The organism is Orlajensenia leifsoniae (assembly GCF_004570845.1).
GTDB lineage: Bacteria > Actinomycetota > Actinomycetes > Actinomycetales > Microbacteriaceae > Orlajensenia > Orlajensenia leifsoniae.
Window position 1 is genome coordinate 330,655 of the sequence record NZ_SPQZ01000003.1, and the last position, 15,164, is coordinate 345,818.

Below are 15,164 nucleotides of genomic sequence, written 5' to 3' on the forward strand. Positions count from 1 at the left end.
TCAGCGCTCCACGCCGTCCAGCACCAGACGGAGGCCGGCGCGCTCGGGGCGCACGTGCGGACCCGCCGGATCCGACCAGTCGGCCGTGCTGGCCGCGGCGGTGATGGCGTCGACGTCGATCGTGATGCCGGCGCCCGGGGCGTCGCTCAGCACGATGCCGCCGTCGGTGAACTGGTGGTCGACGTTGATGCCCGTGGCGAAGCGCACCCCCTGCACCTCGGTCGTGAGGTGGTTCGGGATGGCCGACATGGCGTGCGCAACCGCCGGGTTGGCGTTGTAGCCCACCGGGCTCACCGGCAGGTCGCGGGAGGCGGCGACAGTGGCCAGGCGCAGCAGGTGCGTCACGCCCCAGACCGCTCCGGCCTGCACGACGTCGGGGGCTCCGGCGTCGAAGAGCGGGCGGAACTGCTCGACACCCGTGAGGTTCTCGCCTGTCGCCACGGCGGCGCGCACGGCGTTGCTCAGCCTGGCGTGGCCGACCGCGTCCCAGCGGCGCAGCGGCTCCTCCACCCAGAGCAGGTCGATCTGCTCCTCGAGGGTGCCGATGTAGCGCACGGCCTGCTTCACCTGCCACGACTCGTTGGCGTCGAGCATGAGGCCGGGCTTGGAGGTGTTGCGGCGGAAGACGCCGTCGATGATGCGCAGACGCCGCAGGTCGGCATCCGGATCGAACCCGCCCTTCAGCTTGCCGGCGACGTAGCCGCGATCGGCGAACTCGGAGTAGAAGGCCTCGAGCTGGCCGTCGTCGAGGGCGATGTCAAGCCCGGAGGCATAGGCCGGGATGAACCTGTCGCGTCCGCCGAGCAGGCGCCAGAGCGGTTCGCCGGCGGCCTTGGCCTTGATGTCCCACAGCGCGGCGTCGATGGTGGCGATGCCGCCATAGGTCGCGCCGGCGTGACCCGACTTGAAGACCTGGGCCAGCATCCGGTCGAAGAGCACCGAGACGCTGCGCGGATCCTCGCCCTCGATGGCCGGGAACAGGCGGGCGATGTCGGAGTGCGAGCCCATGCCGACGCCGGTGATGCCCTCGTCGGTGTCGATGAGCAGGATCGGGACGTCGGTGACGGCGTCGGTGATGTGGCCGTTGATGTCGCCGACGGCCCGATGCCATTCATGCCGGCTCGAGAGGGTGCGGTACCCGGTGATCTTCATTCCTTCGTACCTCCGGCGGTCATGCCCTCCACGAGGAATCGTTGGGCGAAGAGGAAGATGATCAGGATCGGCGCCACCGAGAGCAAGGTGGCGAGGGCCAGGGTCGGCAGCTCGATCACGATGCTGGTGGCCGTGGTCGGGTTGAACGCCGGCACGTTGGCCAGCAGGTTCGACAGACCGACCTGCACGGGGATCTTCTGCCCGCCGACCACGAGGAACGGCAGGAAGTAGTTGTTCCAGTTGGCCACGAAGCTGAAGAACCCGACGAGGGCGATCACCGGCGTGGCCAGGGGCATCGCGACCTGCCCGAACACCCGCAGCTCCCCGGCGCCGTCGATGCGGGCAGCGTTCAGCAGGTCGCGCGAGACGGCCGTGGAGAAGTAGATGTAGGTGAGGTACACGCCGAACGGGAAGAACGAGAACGGCAGGATGACCGCGAGCGGGCTGCCGATCAGTCGCGCGGCGCTGAGCTCGAGGAAGATCGGCAGCACGAGCGCCGTGTTCGGGATGAGCATCACGATGAGGGTGGTGACCAGCAGCAGGCGGCGGCCCTTGAACTCGATGAGGGCGAGGGCGTAGCCGGCCGGGATGCTCACGATGAGCGTGATCACCAGGGCGGAGAACGAGTAGAAGACCGAGTTGCCGATCCAGGTCGTGAACACTCCGCTGCCGAAGGCGAACAGCTGGTCCCAGTTCGCGGCCAGTTGGTCGAACGACCCGAAGCTGAACGGTCCGTCGAGCAGCAGTTGCGAGTTGCTCTTGGTCGGCGCGAGCACGAGCCAGACGATCGGCAGGATGAAGAAGGCTGCGAAGGTGATCAGCACGATGGCCACGAGGGCCCGGCCGATCCACTGACCCGGAGAGATGGCGCGGCGACGGCGCAGGGTGATGTCACTCACTGTCGAAGAGCCTTCCGCGGAAGATGAAGATGGTGGACAGGCCGAGTGCGACCACGAGCAGCACGATCGAGATCGCGGCGGAGCCGGAGAAGTCGTTCTGCCTGAAGGCGTAGAGGTAGGCCAGCTGGTTGAGGGAGTAGTCCTCGGGCACGACGTTCTTGGTGGCCTGGGCGAGGATCTTCGGCTCGACGAACAGCTGGGTTCCTGCGGCCAGCGACATGATGCCCATGTAGCTGATCCACTTGGTGAGCATCGGGAGCTGGATGTGCCAGGCGGTCTGCACGGGGCCCGCCCCGTCGATGCGGGCCGCCTCCATGATGTCGCCGCTGATGTTGTTCAGCGCTCCGTACATGATGACGATCCAGCCGCCGGCGCCGGCCCAGAAGGCGATGACGGTGAAGACCACGGGCAGGTTGCCCACGGCGACGACGCTCACCAGGGAGTCGTAGCCCATGCTCTTCAGCAGGGCGGAGACGGGGCTGACGCTCGGGTCGAGCACGAACAGCCAGAGCAGCACGCTGGAGGCTCCGGCGATGGCGCCGGGGATGTAGAACAGGAAGCGGGCTGCGTTGCCGAGCCAGCGCACGCGGACTGCGTGGACGATGAGCGCGAGGATCACCACGAAGATGATGAGGCTCACGAGCCAGTACACGACGTAGAGCGCGACGTGGGCGACGGCGGGGAGGAACCTGTAGTCGCCGAAGACCCTGACGAAGTTGTCGAAGCCGACGAAGGCGCCGTTGCGGGTGAAGGCGAGGTAGATGGCGTAGAGCGTCGGCAGGAGACCGAAGGCGAGCAGCAGCAGCGTGTAGCCGCTGACGAAGACGTAGCCGTAGCGTGACTGCCCCGCGTTCATCCGGCCGGCGCGCCGGCCCGCCGGGCGGCGCCGTCCCGTGGGGACGACGCCGGCCGGAGCCGGAGGAGCGGTGACGGTCACGTTACTTGACCGTGTATCCGTTGACCGTGGCCTCGTTCTCGAGTTCCTTCTGCCATTCCGGCAGCAGCGACTCGACCGTCTTGCCTGCGGCGATGCCGGGGATCACGATCTTCGCCCATGCGGTCTCCGGGCTCCAGCTCGTGACGTTCCAGCCGTCCCAGATCTGCGTGGCGGCATCCGTCATCACAGTGGTGAAGTCGTCGTTGACGAAGTACTTCGCCTCGGCCTGCTTGTCGAGCCACTTGGAGGCTGCGGTCGTGTAGGCCGGGTAGCCCGACGACGCGTCGACCTGGAACTCGTCGGCACTGGTGACGAACTCGAGGAACGTCTTCACGGCGTCGAGGTTCTTCGAGTGGCTCGATGCGTACCACTCGCCACCGCCGACGTTGCCTGCAGCGACCTCGCCGCCGTCCCACTTGAGTGCGGGAGCGACGCCGATCTGGCCGGCCGGGGTCTTGAGTCCGCCCTGGAAGATGGCTCCGGTGTACCAGACCGGTCCGGGAACGCCCACGAGCTTGTCGGCGTACTTCGCCGCGAAGTCGGCGCTGAAGAAGCTGTCCTGAACGAGGGTGCCGTTGGCGAGCATGCCGTCGATGATCTTCGAGATGCCCTCGGAGTTCTTGTCGGCCGTGTCGGAGTGGAAGACTCCGGACTCGGGCGACTGGAACACGGGAGACTCGCTGCCGCCGTAGTAGACGTAGGTCATGAAGCTGTCGCCCATGCTGCCCAGGATGTAACCGGGGTGCTCGGCGGCGAGCTTGTCTCCGAGCTCTCCGTACTCCTCCCACGTGGTGGGCACGTCGTAGCCGAACTGGTCGAGCAGCGCCTGGTTGTAGTAGAAGACCGTCTGCGCGAGGTCGTTGCGGAGCGCGTAGGTGGTGCCGTCGATCGTGGCGTAGTCGAGCGAGCCCTTCGCGAAGCCGTCGAGGAAGTCCTGGTCGAGGAAGCCCTTGTTGAGGGGTGCGGCGAAGCCCTGCTCACCGTTGGCGGTCTGCTTCGACGCCCAGATCGCGTCATTCTGCTGCGTGGAGAACACCACGTCGGGCCAGCCCTCGCCGGCCTGGTCCATCAGGGTGATCTTGCTCTGGAACGATCCGCTGCCGCCGGCTGAGCCGTCGTAGGTCTCGTACTTGATCTTGATGTCCGGATACTTCTTCTCGAAGGCCGTGACGGCGGGCTCACGGGAGGCGTCGACCCACACGGTGATCTCGCTGTCCTTCACCTGCTCGGCGGGCGTGAAGCCGTACTCGCTGTTGCTGTCGCCGCCCGAAGCGGCCGGGGAGCATCCGCTGAGGACGAGGAGTCCGGCTGCCGCTGCTGCGGCCACGGACATCAGCCGAGTGACTCGGCGTCGGGAGGACGATTGCTGTGACATTGAAAGCATCCTGTTCTGGTCGGCTTCTCTGACGACTAAGCACCCTGGCAGGGCCAAGAGTGATTACATCATACATGTTACCAAAGCATCAAGTAGGCTCGAGAAATGGTCATCATAGGTGTGACGTCGTGGTGGGTAGGCTGTGCCCATGCACGCTGAGACGACAGCCCCCGCTGAACGCGGATCGGCGTATGTGCCGACCATCGCGGCCCGTACGCGCAGCCCCCGCCTCGGCGTCACCGTCGTCTCCGACCTCGTCGACGCCATCGTGCGTGGCGACATCGAGCCCGGCTCGTCACTCCCGCCGGAGGCCGTTCTGTGCGAGCAGTTCGGCGTGAGCAGAACGGTCATCCGCGAGTCGGTGAAGCGCCTCGAGGAGAAGGGCCTCGTCGCCGTGGCCCAGGGCCGGGGCACCCGCGTGCTGCCCATAGAGTCGTGGAACATGATCGACGCCACAGTGCTCTCGGCGCTGGTCGCCAATGACGAGACCCTCGGAGTGCTCGACGACCTGAGCATGGTCCGCGCCACTCTCGAGGCCCTCATCGCCCGCGATGCCGCCCAGGTGCGCACCGAGGCCCAGCTCGACGCCCTCCGCGATGCACTTCAGCTCATGCGCGACACCATCGGCGACGAGCCCGCGTTCAATCAGGCCGACGTCGTCTTCCACGCCGTCGTCGGCGAGATGACCGACAACCGCCTCGCCGACAACATCGTGAAGACGCTCTTCCACCAGGCGCGCTCGAGCGCCCGTTTCAGCCTGCACAGCGAGCTCGAGCTCACTCTCGACGAGCACGTCAACGTCTTCGCGGCCATCGAGGCCGGCGACCCGGTCGCCGCCGAGGCGGCGATGCGCACCCACATCACCGACGCCTGGGAGCGTCGGCGCCCGCCGAGCCCGCGCCACCGCCCGAGCTGACGGCTCGCGGCCGAGCGGCATCCGTCGGCGCATCGCGGCTCTGCCAGCGAATGGCGCCGTCCAGGGAGAGCATGGACTCTCCCCCTGGACGGCGCTCCAGCGGGCTCACATCGTCGTGAAGCCCGCTCATCCGGCTGGAACCGAGCCGGGGTCGTGGAAGCCGGACAGTGGGTGCGTCGACCGTCCGGGGTCGCTCCTACGCGCCCTCGGACAGTGGGCGGCGGTCGGTGCCGCCCGAGGTCTGGCGGAGGGGGTTCGGCTTGTCCGCGCTGGAGCGCACGATGAGCCGGGGTCGTTCGGACGAGTAGTGCTTGCCGTCGCTCCCGTTCATCACGTCGAGGAGGAGGTGGAAACCTCGACGGCCCATCCCGGCGAAGTCCTGCTCGACCGTCGTGAGGGGTGGTGACCACATCTCAGCGAGGGGATGGTTGTCGAAGCCGACGACGGAGACGTCGTCGGGGATGCGGAGCCCCGATTCCACCAGGCCCCGCATCACGCCCATTGCGATCTCGTCGTTGCCGCAGAACACGGCCGTGACGCTCGGGTCGAGAGCCAGCTCGCGGCCCACTTCGAGGCCGCTCCGCGGTTCCCACGTCGCATCGTGCACCGTCGGGATCGGGGCGTCCGCCTTGCGGAGGGCTCTGCGCCATCCGGTGGTGCGGCCATCCTCTCGACGCGACGGGGGGACCCGGACGTGATGCACGGTCACGTGGCCCAGGTCGAGGAGGAACGACGTGAGTTCCTCGGCGGCACGGGTCTCGTCGAGAACCGCCTGCGGGACACCGACCTCTCGGATGCCGGACAGCGCGACCGCCGGCACATCCTCCGGGAGGCGGTGCAGGACGGCGACGCCGGGCGGGTCGAACTTCAACACGACGACGCCGGCGATCGCCTGCGTGAGTGTCGCCGAGATCGCGCGGTCGAGCTCCTCCTCGTCGGTGCTCTCGACCACCGTGATCATCACCGTGTAGCCCTCGGCTCGTGCCGCGACCTCGACACCTCGAATGGTCTCGGCGTACCCGTAGCGGGAGGTGTCGCCGGCGATGATCGCGATCACCTGGGACTTACGGGAGGCGAGGACGCGCGCGGCGGCGCTCGGGCGGAAGTTGAGCTCCTGGATCGCGTTCTCGACCCGCTCCCGTTTCCCCTGGCTCACACGAGCGGCGCCGGTGAGCACACGTGACACCGTGGGAACCGAGACTCCGGCGCGCGCTGCGACATCGGCGATGGTCGTGGCTTTGTTGGTCATCTTCGCTCTGCCTGTCTGCATCCCGGATGTCACTTGACGGCTCCGCTGGTGATCCCCGAGATGATCTTCCGCTGCGCGACGATGAAGGTGATCAGCAGCGGAAGGCTCATCAGGATGATGTAGGCGAAGATCAGGTGCCAGTTCTGAAGATAGAGCCCTGAGCTCGCAACCTGATACAGGTTCAGCGGGAGCGTGTCGAGCCGGCCTCCGATGACGAAGAGCGCGTAGAACACGTCGTTCCAGATGTAGAGGCAGATGAGGATGGTCGCCGTCGCGAGAACCGGCATCAGCAGCGGAAGGATGATCGTGATGAACACGCGCACGGGCCCGGCGCCGTCCACCCTCGCGGCCTCCTCGAGCTCCGGAGGAATGGTTCGGACGAATCCGGTGACGAAGAAGATCACCGTCGCCAGGTACATCCCCATGTAGACGCCGACCATGCCCACCGGCGTTCCCGCCAGTCCGAGTTGACGGAGCAGGAGCACGATGGTGACCACCGCCGGAGGCAGGACGATGCCGCTGATCGCCAGCGCGTAGAGCACGGCGAGGAGCCGGCTGCTGCGGCGACCGAGGATCCACGCTGCCATCGACCCGAGGATCAGGACACCGAGCACCGCGGGCACCATGACGAGGAGGCTGCCGAGGAACGCCGGCCACATCCGGCCGTCCACGAAGACCGTTGCGAAGTTCTCGAACAGCCTCCACGTACTCGGAAGGCTGAGATTCGGGTTGAGTGCCTCGGCCTGGTCCTTCGAGGCCGTCACGATGACGAGCCAGAACGGGATGCCGAGCAGCAGCACGGCGACGAGAATGGCGGCGGCGGGCTGGAGCCACCGTGAAGGAGTTCGGCGGGCACGGCGTGGTGCAGGCTTGCGGATCGCGATGCTCACAGGACGTCCTCTCGCTTTCGCAGGGCTCGGATGACGGGGAACGCCAGGATCGCGACCATGAGGAAGAGCACGAGGCTCATCGTCGTGGCCTGCGCGAAGAGGCCCTGCCCGAACGTCCTGAAGATGAAGATGTTCAGCAGTTCTGTGGTCCCTCCCGGACCACCGGCGGTGGTCGCCTGGACGATGTCGAAGCCGTTCATCGAGCCGAGCAGGGCGGTCGCGACGTTGAAGGTCACGGCGGGAGCCAGGAGGGGGAAGCGGATGTGGATGAAGGTTGCCCACCACCCCGCACCATCGAGCCGCGAGGCTTCGAGGATGTCGGCGTTGATCGTCTTGAGTCCGGCCAGATAGATGAGCATCGACAGGCCCATCCATTTCCAGGCATGGATGAGGGCGACGACGACGATCGTCCACGTCGTGCTTCCCAGCCAGGCGATCTCGACGTTCTGGCCGAGGAGGAAGCCGATGATCCCGTTGACGGCGCCTTCCGGCTTCAGCATCGCCTGGAAGATGTAGCCGACGGCGAGCGCCGACATGACGACCGGAATGAAGAACGCGACGCGAATCGCCCGGTTGAGCGTCGTGTCCCGTTCCAGGAGCAGGGCGAGGGCCAGGCCGAACACGTTCTGGAAGACGGCCACGAGCACCGCGTAGACGAGGGTGACTCTGAGCGAGTTGATGAGCTCGCCACTGGAGAACAGTGAGACGAAATTGTCCCAGCCCACGAAGTTGATCTGCGTCTTGAAGCTGGACCAGTCGGTGAAGGCGTAGACGAAGTTGAACAGGGTGGGAATGAAGAAGAACACGACCAGGACCACGAGCGCTGGGATGAGGAACCACAGGGGGTGGTCCTGTTTCGCACGTCGGGTGGTGGCGTACTCCTTGATCCCCTGGGCTCTGGCGGCTCCTCGGGAGAGGCCTAGCGTGGTCGTCATGTGGTGCGTGTGCCTTCCGATGGGAGGTGTGCGAGGGTGCCGGGGTCTGGCCCGGCACCCTCATCAGTGGATCAGAAGCCGGGGGCGCCGATGGCCTTCGCGAGCTCGGCGAACTGCTTCTGGGTCGCTTCGCCGACCTGGTCAGGGGTCATCGTGCCCTGGATCATGTCGCCGAGGTTCAGGTAGAGGTCGGGGTTCGCGACTGCGAGAGCCTGCATCGATCCGACCGAGTCGGCGAGGGAATCACTCACGGCGAGCAACGCCTCCGGAACCTCGGCCGACGAGTCGACGCCGGTCTGCAGCGAGACTGTGGCCTGGGCGTCGACGAAGTCCGCATAGCCGTCTCCCAGCCAGTACGACAGCAGCTGGCGGGCGGCTGCCTCGCGCTTGTCGTCACCGGTCTTGAACGCGACCAGAGCGTTCGACTGGTCGGGGATGAACGTTCCGACGTTGCCGCTCGGCGAGATCGGGAAGAAGCCGATCTTCTGGTCGAGCTCGGCGGTGTCCGCCAGTGACTGCAGCTGACCGAAGAACGAGTTCACCTGCACGGCCATCGCCGCTTCGCCGCTGAGGAGCGCGGGACCCTGCTCCTCGAACGTCGCCGTCTTGAGATCTGCGTTGAACAGGCCCTCGGCGATCAGGTCGTTGTACTCGTTGATCGCGTCCTGGATGGGGGCGTCGGTGAAGGCCTTCTCGTTGGCGTTCACCTCGTCCCACAGCCCGTCCTTCGCGGCATCCGCAAGCTGCACCTGAACCCACCACTGCGTGGCCCACGGTGTTCCGCCACCGAAGTCGAAGAAGGGCGTGGTGCCCTGCGTCTTGAGGTCGCGCGCGACCGCGATGAACTCGTCCCAGTTGGTCGGCAGCTCGGTGATGCCGGCCTTCTCGAAGACCTCCTTGTTGTAGTAGACGCCTTCGACCGCGGGGGTGGTGATGAGGGCGGCATAGCGGGTGTCGTCGAGGATGCCGGTGATGTCGCGCAACTCCGGCTTGTAGGAGTCGAGCCAGGGGGCATCGTCCAGTGACTGCAGGTTGGTCGATGCATTGAGCGCAGTGAGCATGGAGGCGGTCGGCTGCCAGAAGGCCAGGTCGGGCTTGTCACCGGTGGCGACCTTCGTCTGGATGCTCTGCTCGTACGGGTCGGGGATGGTGACGACCTCGACTTCGGCGCCGGTGAGCTTCTCGAAGCCCGCGACGACGCTGTCCGGAACCTTGTTGGAGTTCTGTGCGGCCCACACCGTCAGGGTGGTGCCGGAGAGATCCGTGTCCTGTGCTGGCCAGGCGGCGGATGCGCTGTCCCCGCCGGAACCGGATCCGGGGTCAGAGCACCCCGCGAGTGTGAGTGCGGCGACGGCGGCCAGGACGACCGCGCCACGGAACGTGTTCTTCATCGAAATTGCTCCTTCTGTGTGATTGTGCCGCCGGTGAGCCCGGCCGCGTGGTGATGCAGTCCTCTAGGTCCGGCTCGGGGTGGAGGCGGTGAGGCGGAGTGTGCGTGCGGCGATGGGGGCATCGTTCGCATGCACGGTCAGGGTGCCGTTCTGCGCATCCCATTCGGTGCGCCAGGCAGGCAGGGTGAGCGGGAAGACCGTCGCGACCTCGACGGTTCGTCCGACGAGGTGCGGGAAGCGCAGCACGGCGCTGTCCGTGCCGTCTCGCCTCCAGATGCTCACGAGCTCGTCGTCTCCGCCGCGCAGGGCCAGTGCCACCCACGGATCCGTCCACTCGGGCAGCCCGAGAGGCCAGTGCGGGTCTGCCGACGCGATGTGGGCGCGGAGGTCCTTCGCGGTGGCGATCGCCGACGCGACGACGCCGCGCTGCCCGGGGTCCATCCGGTTGAGGTAGCCCGAGACGTAGAAGCGTCCGAGGAGACCGGTGACGAGACAGAAGGCGAGTTCCTCGTCGGACATCTCGGGCTGGGGGTAGGCCCAGCTGGCCGCCTGCTCGGGCACCATGGAGATGGGCGCCGTCGCTGCGATCGGCGGGTACTTCGCGAAGTCCTGCTGATCGGACGTGGACTGCATCGCGAGCCGCGAGAGCATCGCGAAGTCCATGCGCATCGCGCCGGAGGCGCAGTTCTCGATCACGAGGTCGGGGTGCCTGTCGAGGAGCGCATCGAGCCAGGCGAGGTGTGCCCGATTGTGCTCGAGGAGTCCATCGCCGAGACTGTCGGCACCGCGGTCGGTGCCGGCTCCCGGATTGATGTTGTAGTCGAACTTGAAGAAGCCGATGCCGAACTCCGCCACGAGACGGTCGACGACGCCGTCGAGGTGAGCGACGGCATCCGGATGCCGGAGATCCAGGTGGTAGCGATGGTGCTCCACGATGCGCTGTCCGTGCCGCAGCAGGAAGGCCTCGCGAGGAAGGCGCTCGGCCACGGAGCTGCGCACGCCGACGACCTCCGGCTCCAGCCAGAGACCCGGGACCATCCCCGCCGAGCGGATCGCACCGATGACCTCGCCCAGCCCGTTCGGGAACCTCGTCGTCGACGGCATCCACTCTCCGACGCTGTCCCACCAGTTCCCGCTGTCGTCGTACCAGCCGGCGTCGATGCAGAACACCTCGGCGCCCGCCTCCGCCGCGGCCGCGACCAGCGGGAGGAGCTTCTCGGTCGTCGGGTCGCCGTTGAGGGTGTTCATGTAGTCGTTGAAGACCACCGGCATCGTCGCGTTGTCGCGGTGAGGCCGCCGTGCCGACCGTCGGAAGGAGGTGAGGGATGCGACCGCATCCTCGAAGTCGGTGCCCCAGGCCAGGGTGACCGGCACGGAACGGAAGGACTCGCCGGGCTCGAGCACCTTCGTCCACGACGAGTCGCTCTCCGTTGGCCCCGAGAGGCTGACGTAGCCGCCGGCGGTGTCCTCGCCGATCTCCCAGCGCCATGCCCCGTTGTGCTCGATCTGCCACGCGAGGGCGAGTCCGAACTTCGCCGATTCCACCGCCGCGACCGGAAGATCCGCCCCGGTCGACCAGGTCCCGTCGGACGTGACGGCCCATGCCCCGCGCGGATTGTGGCCCGTCAGGCCTTCCCCGAGATGCGGGAAATCCGGACCTCGCAGCGGAATCCGGGACCAGCGGCCCTCCCCGAGCCAATCACTCCTGCCCGAGACGCGAACCCAGTCGTCGAGCTTCTCCCCCGTCTCCGCATCACGTTGTGTGAATCCTGCCGACCACGATGCCACCGAGCGGAGGACAACGCGGTCCGCGCTCGCGCAGACGACCTCCACGCTCACCCGGACGGCAGTCGGCGCGTTCATGAGTTGCTCGAGCAGGACTGCCACCTCGACCCCGTGGGCCTCCTGTCGAATCGTCAGGCGCCCGGATGCATCGAACTCATGGCCCGCATAGCGCAGTTCTGAACCGAGTTCGGTGTGGGCGAGACGATCAGAGGCGGGCAGTCGACCGTGATCAGCGGTGAGGATCTCGACGAGCGGGACGCTGTACAGCGGCATCCCACGTCCTCGGAACGTCACTGAGGCGAGGCTGACGGGGGCGTCGTGGTCCCAGTCGAACGTCAATGACAGTTCGGGTCGACCCCATGTCAACTGATCGGTCACGTCACTCCTCGTCATTGCGGAACAGGTACGACATCCATGTCGCCTGATAGCGATTTCAAGAGTGACTGTAGCGATTTCTGAAACCGTTATCAAGCAGGTCATGAAACCGTTATCAAAGACACCCTCAGACGTGCTGCTTCGGCGGCGGGCATCGCAACCCGGCGCGTGAGACGTCGATGAGAATCTCGAGGAATCTTTCTCGACCCTCTTGACGACGCCCCCCGAACGGGGGTGGAATGGCGGTCCAATCAAGCCCGTGTGTGAAGGCATCGCAACGTAGCCGTCCTTCCAGACCCCCACGACGCGAGGCGCTCCCGACATTGCATTGCGGACGACAACGGCAATGAAGTCGGGAGTCTGACATGCATTCATCAACGAGCCGTCGGCACGGGCGCCGTCGGCTGATGCTCATCGCGGCCGCGTCGACGGCGCTGCTGCTGGCGTCGCCAACCGTCGCCAACGCAGCGAATGACGACCCGAGCGGCGAGGCGGCCACGGCCGACCAGCTCCTCGCCGCCGAGGCCTACGCCTTCCCGCCGGGCAACTGGTGGGACAGCTCCAGGTCCGACAAGCGACGTGCTGCGGCATTGCTCCGCCAGATGACCCTCGACGAGAAGGTCGACATGCTGCACGGGGAGATCAACAACTTCTACGGCTTCTACAACGCGCCCATCGATCGACTCGGGATTCCCGCGCTGACCATGGCCGACGGGCCGGCCGGCACACGTATCGCGAACCCGGATGTGAACGGCCAGCGCTCCACCCAGCTCCCGTCTCCCCTGGCCCTCGCGGCCACCTGGAACGCCCAGTTGGGCGAGCAGTACGGCGACCTCGCCGGATCCGAGGCGTACGACACCGGGCACAACGTGCTCCTCTCCCCGGCGGTGGACATCGCCCGGGTGGCCCAAGCGGGTCGCGCCTTCGAGGCGTACGGCGAGGATCCCCTGCTGAGCGGAACCATGGGGGCGGCCAACCTCCGGGGAATCCAGTCCAATCCCGTCGTCGGCGACATCAAGCACTACAACGTGTACACCCAGGAGACCAATCGCCTGGCCGGCGGCAACGCCGTGATCGATGAGCGAGCGCTGCAGGAGATCTACACCCGCCCGTACGCGATCGGCATCCGAGACGGTCACCCCGGATCTGCGATGTGCGCCTTCAACGCCGTGAACGGCGTGCAGGCGTGCGAGAACGGGGAACTCCTCAACACGATCCTGAAGGAACAGCTGAAGTTCCAGGGCTGGGTCATGAGCGACTACGGCGCCACCCACAGCACCGTGCCCGCGATCCTCAACGGTCTCGACCAGGAGATGCCGGGAAACTTCAATCCCGCCCAACAACCCGGGACGTGCTTCTTCTGCGGGCCGCTGATCGATGCTGTGAACGCGGGTCAGGTGCCGATGTCGCGCATCGATGACGCCGTGACCCGCATCCTCCGCCCCATGTTCGCCCTCGGGCTGTTCGACAACCCGCCGGTGATCCAGCCGCTTCCGGAAGCCGAGCACGGCGCTGAAGCACTCTCGATCGCCGAACAGGCCATGGTGCTGTTGAAGAACGACGATGGCGCCCTTCCCCTCACCGGGCGGGTCGGGTCGATCGCGGTCATCGGAACCGATGCCGACACCGTCGTGCAGGGCGGCGGCAGCTCCCAGGTGAAGCCGACCTACACGGTCAGCCCGCTCGAGGGCATCCAGGCCAGGGCAGGCAGCGGAGTCGCCGTGAACCACGTCGCCGGATCCGATCCGGTGACCTCGGCGGCCCTGATTCCGGGTCCGGATCCGATCCCGTCCGACTACCTGACGCCCGCGACAGGGGCAGGGAACGGTCTGCGCGCGGAGTACTTCCTGAACCGGGACTTCTCGGGCACACCCGAGCTGGACCGTACGGATCCCTACGCCGGCATCTACGGAGGCTTCTTCCTGTTCAGCGGCTTCAACGCCGCCTCGCCGCACTTCCCGCCGCAGCCCCAGTCGGTGAACGGCGAATCGTCCATCCGCTGGAGCGGATCCCTCACGGCACCGGTGGACGGCAGCTACCAGCTGTCCATCGTCGCGACGGGGTCGTCCACGCTCTACCTCGATGGGGCTCCGATCATCCAGACGGCACCGTCGACCAAACCGCAGGAGACGACGGTCGACGTCGACCTGACGGCCGGAAGCGTGCACGAGTTGCGCGCCGAGAACGTGAACGACGCGCCCAGCGCGACGGACAACGGGCCGGTGTTCAAGCTCGGGTGGGTTCCGCCCGAAGGGGTGGTCGCACCGCAGGCGCTGGCCGCGGCCGATCTGGCCCGGAACGCGCAGGCGGCCGTCGTCGTCGTCCGCGACTACTCCTCCGAGGGCGGTGACCGCCCGAACCTGAACCTCCCCAACGGCCAGGAGGAGGTCATCCGTCAGGTCGCCGCAGCGAACCCGAACACGATCGTCGTGGTCACCTCGGGTGCCGGCGTCGAGACCAGCACCTGGGAGGCCGGCGTCCCGGCCATCCTGCAGGCCTGGTACGGCGGTCAGGAGCAGGGCAACGCCATCGCCAACATCCTGTTCGGCGATGTGAACCCGTCCGGGAAGCTGCCCATCACGGTTCCCACCGACGAGGCCAGCACCCCGGTCAGCTCTCCGGAGCAGTTCCCCGGGGTCGGGCTCGACCAGCAGTTCTCGGAAGGGATCTTCGTGGGATACCGCGGCTACGAGGAGTACGGCATCACGCCGCAGTACGCCTTCGGCCATGGCCTGTCGTACACGAGCTTCGACTACTCGAAGCTCAAGACCTCGACGGTCAAGGGGAAGAACGGAGTCGGCAAGCAGCTGAAGGTCGACGTCACCGTGCGCAACACGGGCGCGGTCGCCGGTCGCGAGACCGTCCAGGTCTATGTCGGTCCCCTCCCGACCAGAGAGGTGCCGACGGCCGCCAAGGCGCTCGCGGGCTGGGCGCAGGTGGACCTGCAGCCGGGCGAGCGCAAGAAGGTGAGTGTCACGCTCAGCGCCGAGTCGCTGTCGTTCTGGGACGTGGACCGCGACAGGTGGCGCACGCCGTCGGGTGACGTGCCGCTGTTCGTCGGCTCGTCCTCGGATGACATCCGCCTCACCGGTGACCTTCGCATCGGGCGCATCGTGCAGCAGTAGCCGCTGTACGGATCCGGTGCGCCAGCGCCGGCGGATGCTCCGCCCCGCGTCAGCAGGGCGGAGCATCCTCGCGTCTCGAGCGATGCGTATACTCGGATCGTCCGGCGGCCCTCTCGAGCAGCCGGTGCCCGAAAA

11 protein-coding genes are annotated in these 15,164 nt (G+C 66.9%); 2 read left to right on the forward strand and 9 right to left on the reverse strand.

Annotated elements, in window-relative coordinates:
• The 4 genes from E4M00_RS09455 to E4M00_RS09470 are packed head-to-tail and all read right to left on the reverse strand — an operon-like array spanning window position 1 to window position 4,321.
• Complete coding sequence (locus E4M00_RS09455) at window positions 1-1,152, reverse strand: mandelate racemase/muconate lactonizing enzyme family protein (RefSeq protein WP_135120233.1); 1,152 nt, start codon at window positions 1,150-1,152, stop codon at window positions 1-3.
• Complete coding sequence (locus tag E4M00_RS09460; protein WP_135120234.1) at window positions 1,149-2,051, reverse strand: carbohydrate ABC transporter permease; 903 nt, start codon at window positions 2,049-2,051, stop codon at window positions 1,149-1,151. The genes E4M00_RS09455 and E4M00_RS09460 overlap by 4 nt, the downstream gene beginning before the upstream one ends.
• Window positions 2,044-2,988, reverse strand: a complete 945-nt coding sequence (locus E4M00_RS09465) for a carbohydrate ABC transporter permease (RefSeq protein WP_235483492.1) — start codon at window positions 2,986-2,988, stop codon at window positions 2,044-2,046. Before E4M00_RS09465 ends, E4M00_RS09460 begins: the two co-directional genes overlap by 8 nt.
• A 1-nt stretch (window position 2,989) precedes the next feature.
• Window positions 2,990-4,321, reverse strand: a complete 1,332-nt coding sequence (locus tag E4M00_RS09470; protein ID WP_420813439.1) for an ABC transporter substrate-binding protein — start codon at window positions 4,319-4,321, stop codon at window positions 2,990-2,992.
• A 190-nt stretch (window positions 4,322-4,511) separates the two neighbouring features.
• Between E4M00_RS09470 and E4M00_RS09475 the strand changes: the two genes are divergently transcribed.
• On the forward strand, window positions 4,512-5,279 hold the full coding sequence (locus E4M00_RS09475; RefSeq protein WP_135120236.1) for a FadR/GntR family transcriptional regulator: 768 nt from the start codon (window positions 4,512-4,514) through the stop codon (window positions 5,277-5,279).
• A 196-nt stretch (window positions 5,280-5,475) separates the two neighbouring features.
• On the opposite strand, the gene E4M00_RS09480 is transcribed toward E4M00_RS09475, so the two are convergent.
• The 5 genes from E4M00_RS09480 to E4M00_RS09500 all read right to left on the reverse strand — a co-directional run bounded on the left by E4M00_RS09480 (window position 5,476) and on the right by E4M00_RS09500 (window position 11,907).
• On the reverse strand, window positions 5,476-6,528 hold the full coding sequence (locus tag E4M00_RS09480) for a LacI family DNA-binding transcriptional regulator (RefSeq protein ID WP_135120237.1): 1,053 nt from the start codon (window positions 6,526-6,528) through the stop codon (window positions 5,476-5,478).
• A 29-nt stretch (window positions 6,529-6,557) separates the two neighbouring features.
• A complete protein-coding gene (locus tag E4M00_RS09485; RefSeq protein WP_135120238.1) occupies window positions 6,558-7,418 on the reverse strand; it encodes a carbohydrate ABC transporter permease in 861 nt (286 codons plus the stop codon).
• Window positions 7,415-8,353, reverse strand: a complete 939-nt coding sequence (locus E4M00_RS09490) for a carbohydrate ABC transporter permease (RefSeq protein WP_193555569.1) — start codon at window positions 8,351-8,353, stop codon at window positions 7,415-7,417. The genes E4M00_RS09485 and E4M00_RS09490 overlap by 4 nt, the downstream gene beginning before the upstream one ends.
• 71 nt (window positions 8,354-8,424) lie before the next feature.
• Window positions 8,425-9,744: an ABC transporter substrate-binding protein gene (locus E4M00_RS09495; RefSeq protein WP_135120239.1), complete on the reverse strand. Its 1,320-nt coding sequence runs from the start codon at window positions 9,742-9,744 to the stop codon at window positions 8,425-8,427.
• A 63-nt stretch (window positions 9,745-9,807) separates the two neighbouring features.
• The gene (locus E4M00_RS09500) at window positions 9,808-11,907 is read right to left on the reverse strand and encodes a glycoside hydrolase family 36 protein (RefSeq protein ID WP_135120240.1); all 2,100 of its coding nucleotides are present in this window, start codon (window positions 11,905-11,907) and stop codon (window positions 9,808-9,810) included.
• 362 nt (window positions 11,908-12,269) lie between these two features.
• Between E4M00_RS09500 and E4M00_RS09505 the strand changes: the two genes are divergently transcribed.
• On the forward strand, window positions 12,270-15,029 hold the full coding sequence (locus E4M00_RS09505; protein ID WP_240036983.1) for a beta-glucosidase H: 2,760 nt from the start codon (window positions 12,270-12,272) through the stop codon (window positions 15,027-15,029).
• Window positions 15,030-15,164: the final 135 nt, after the last annotated feature.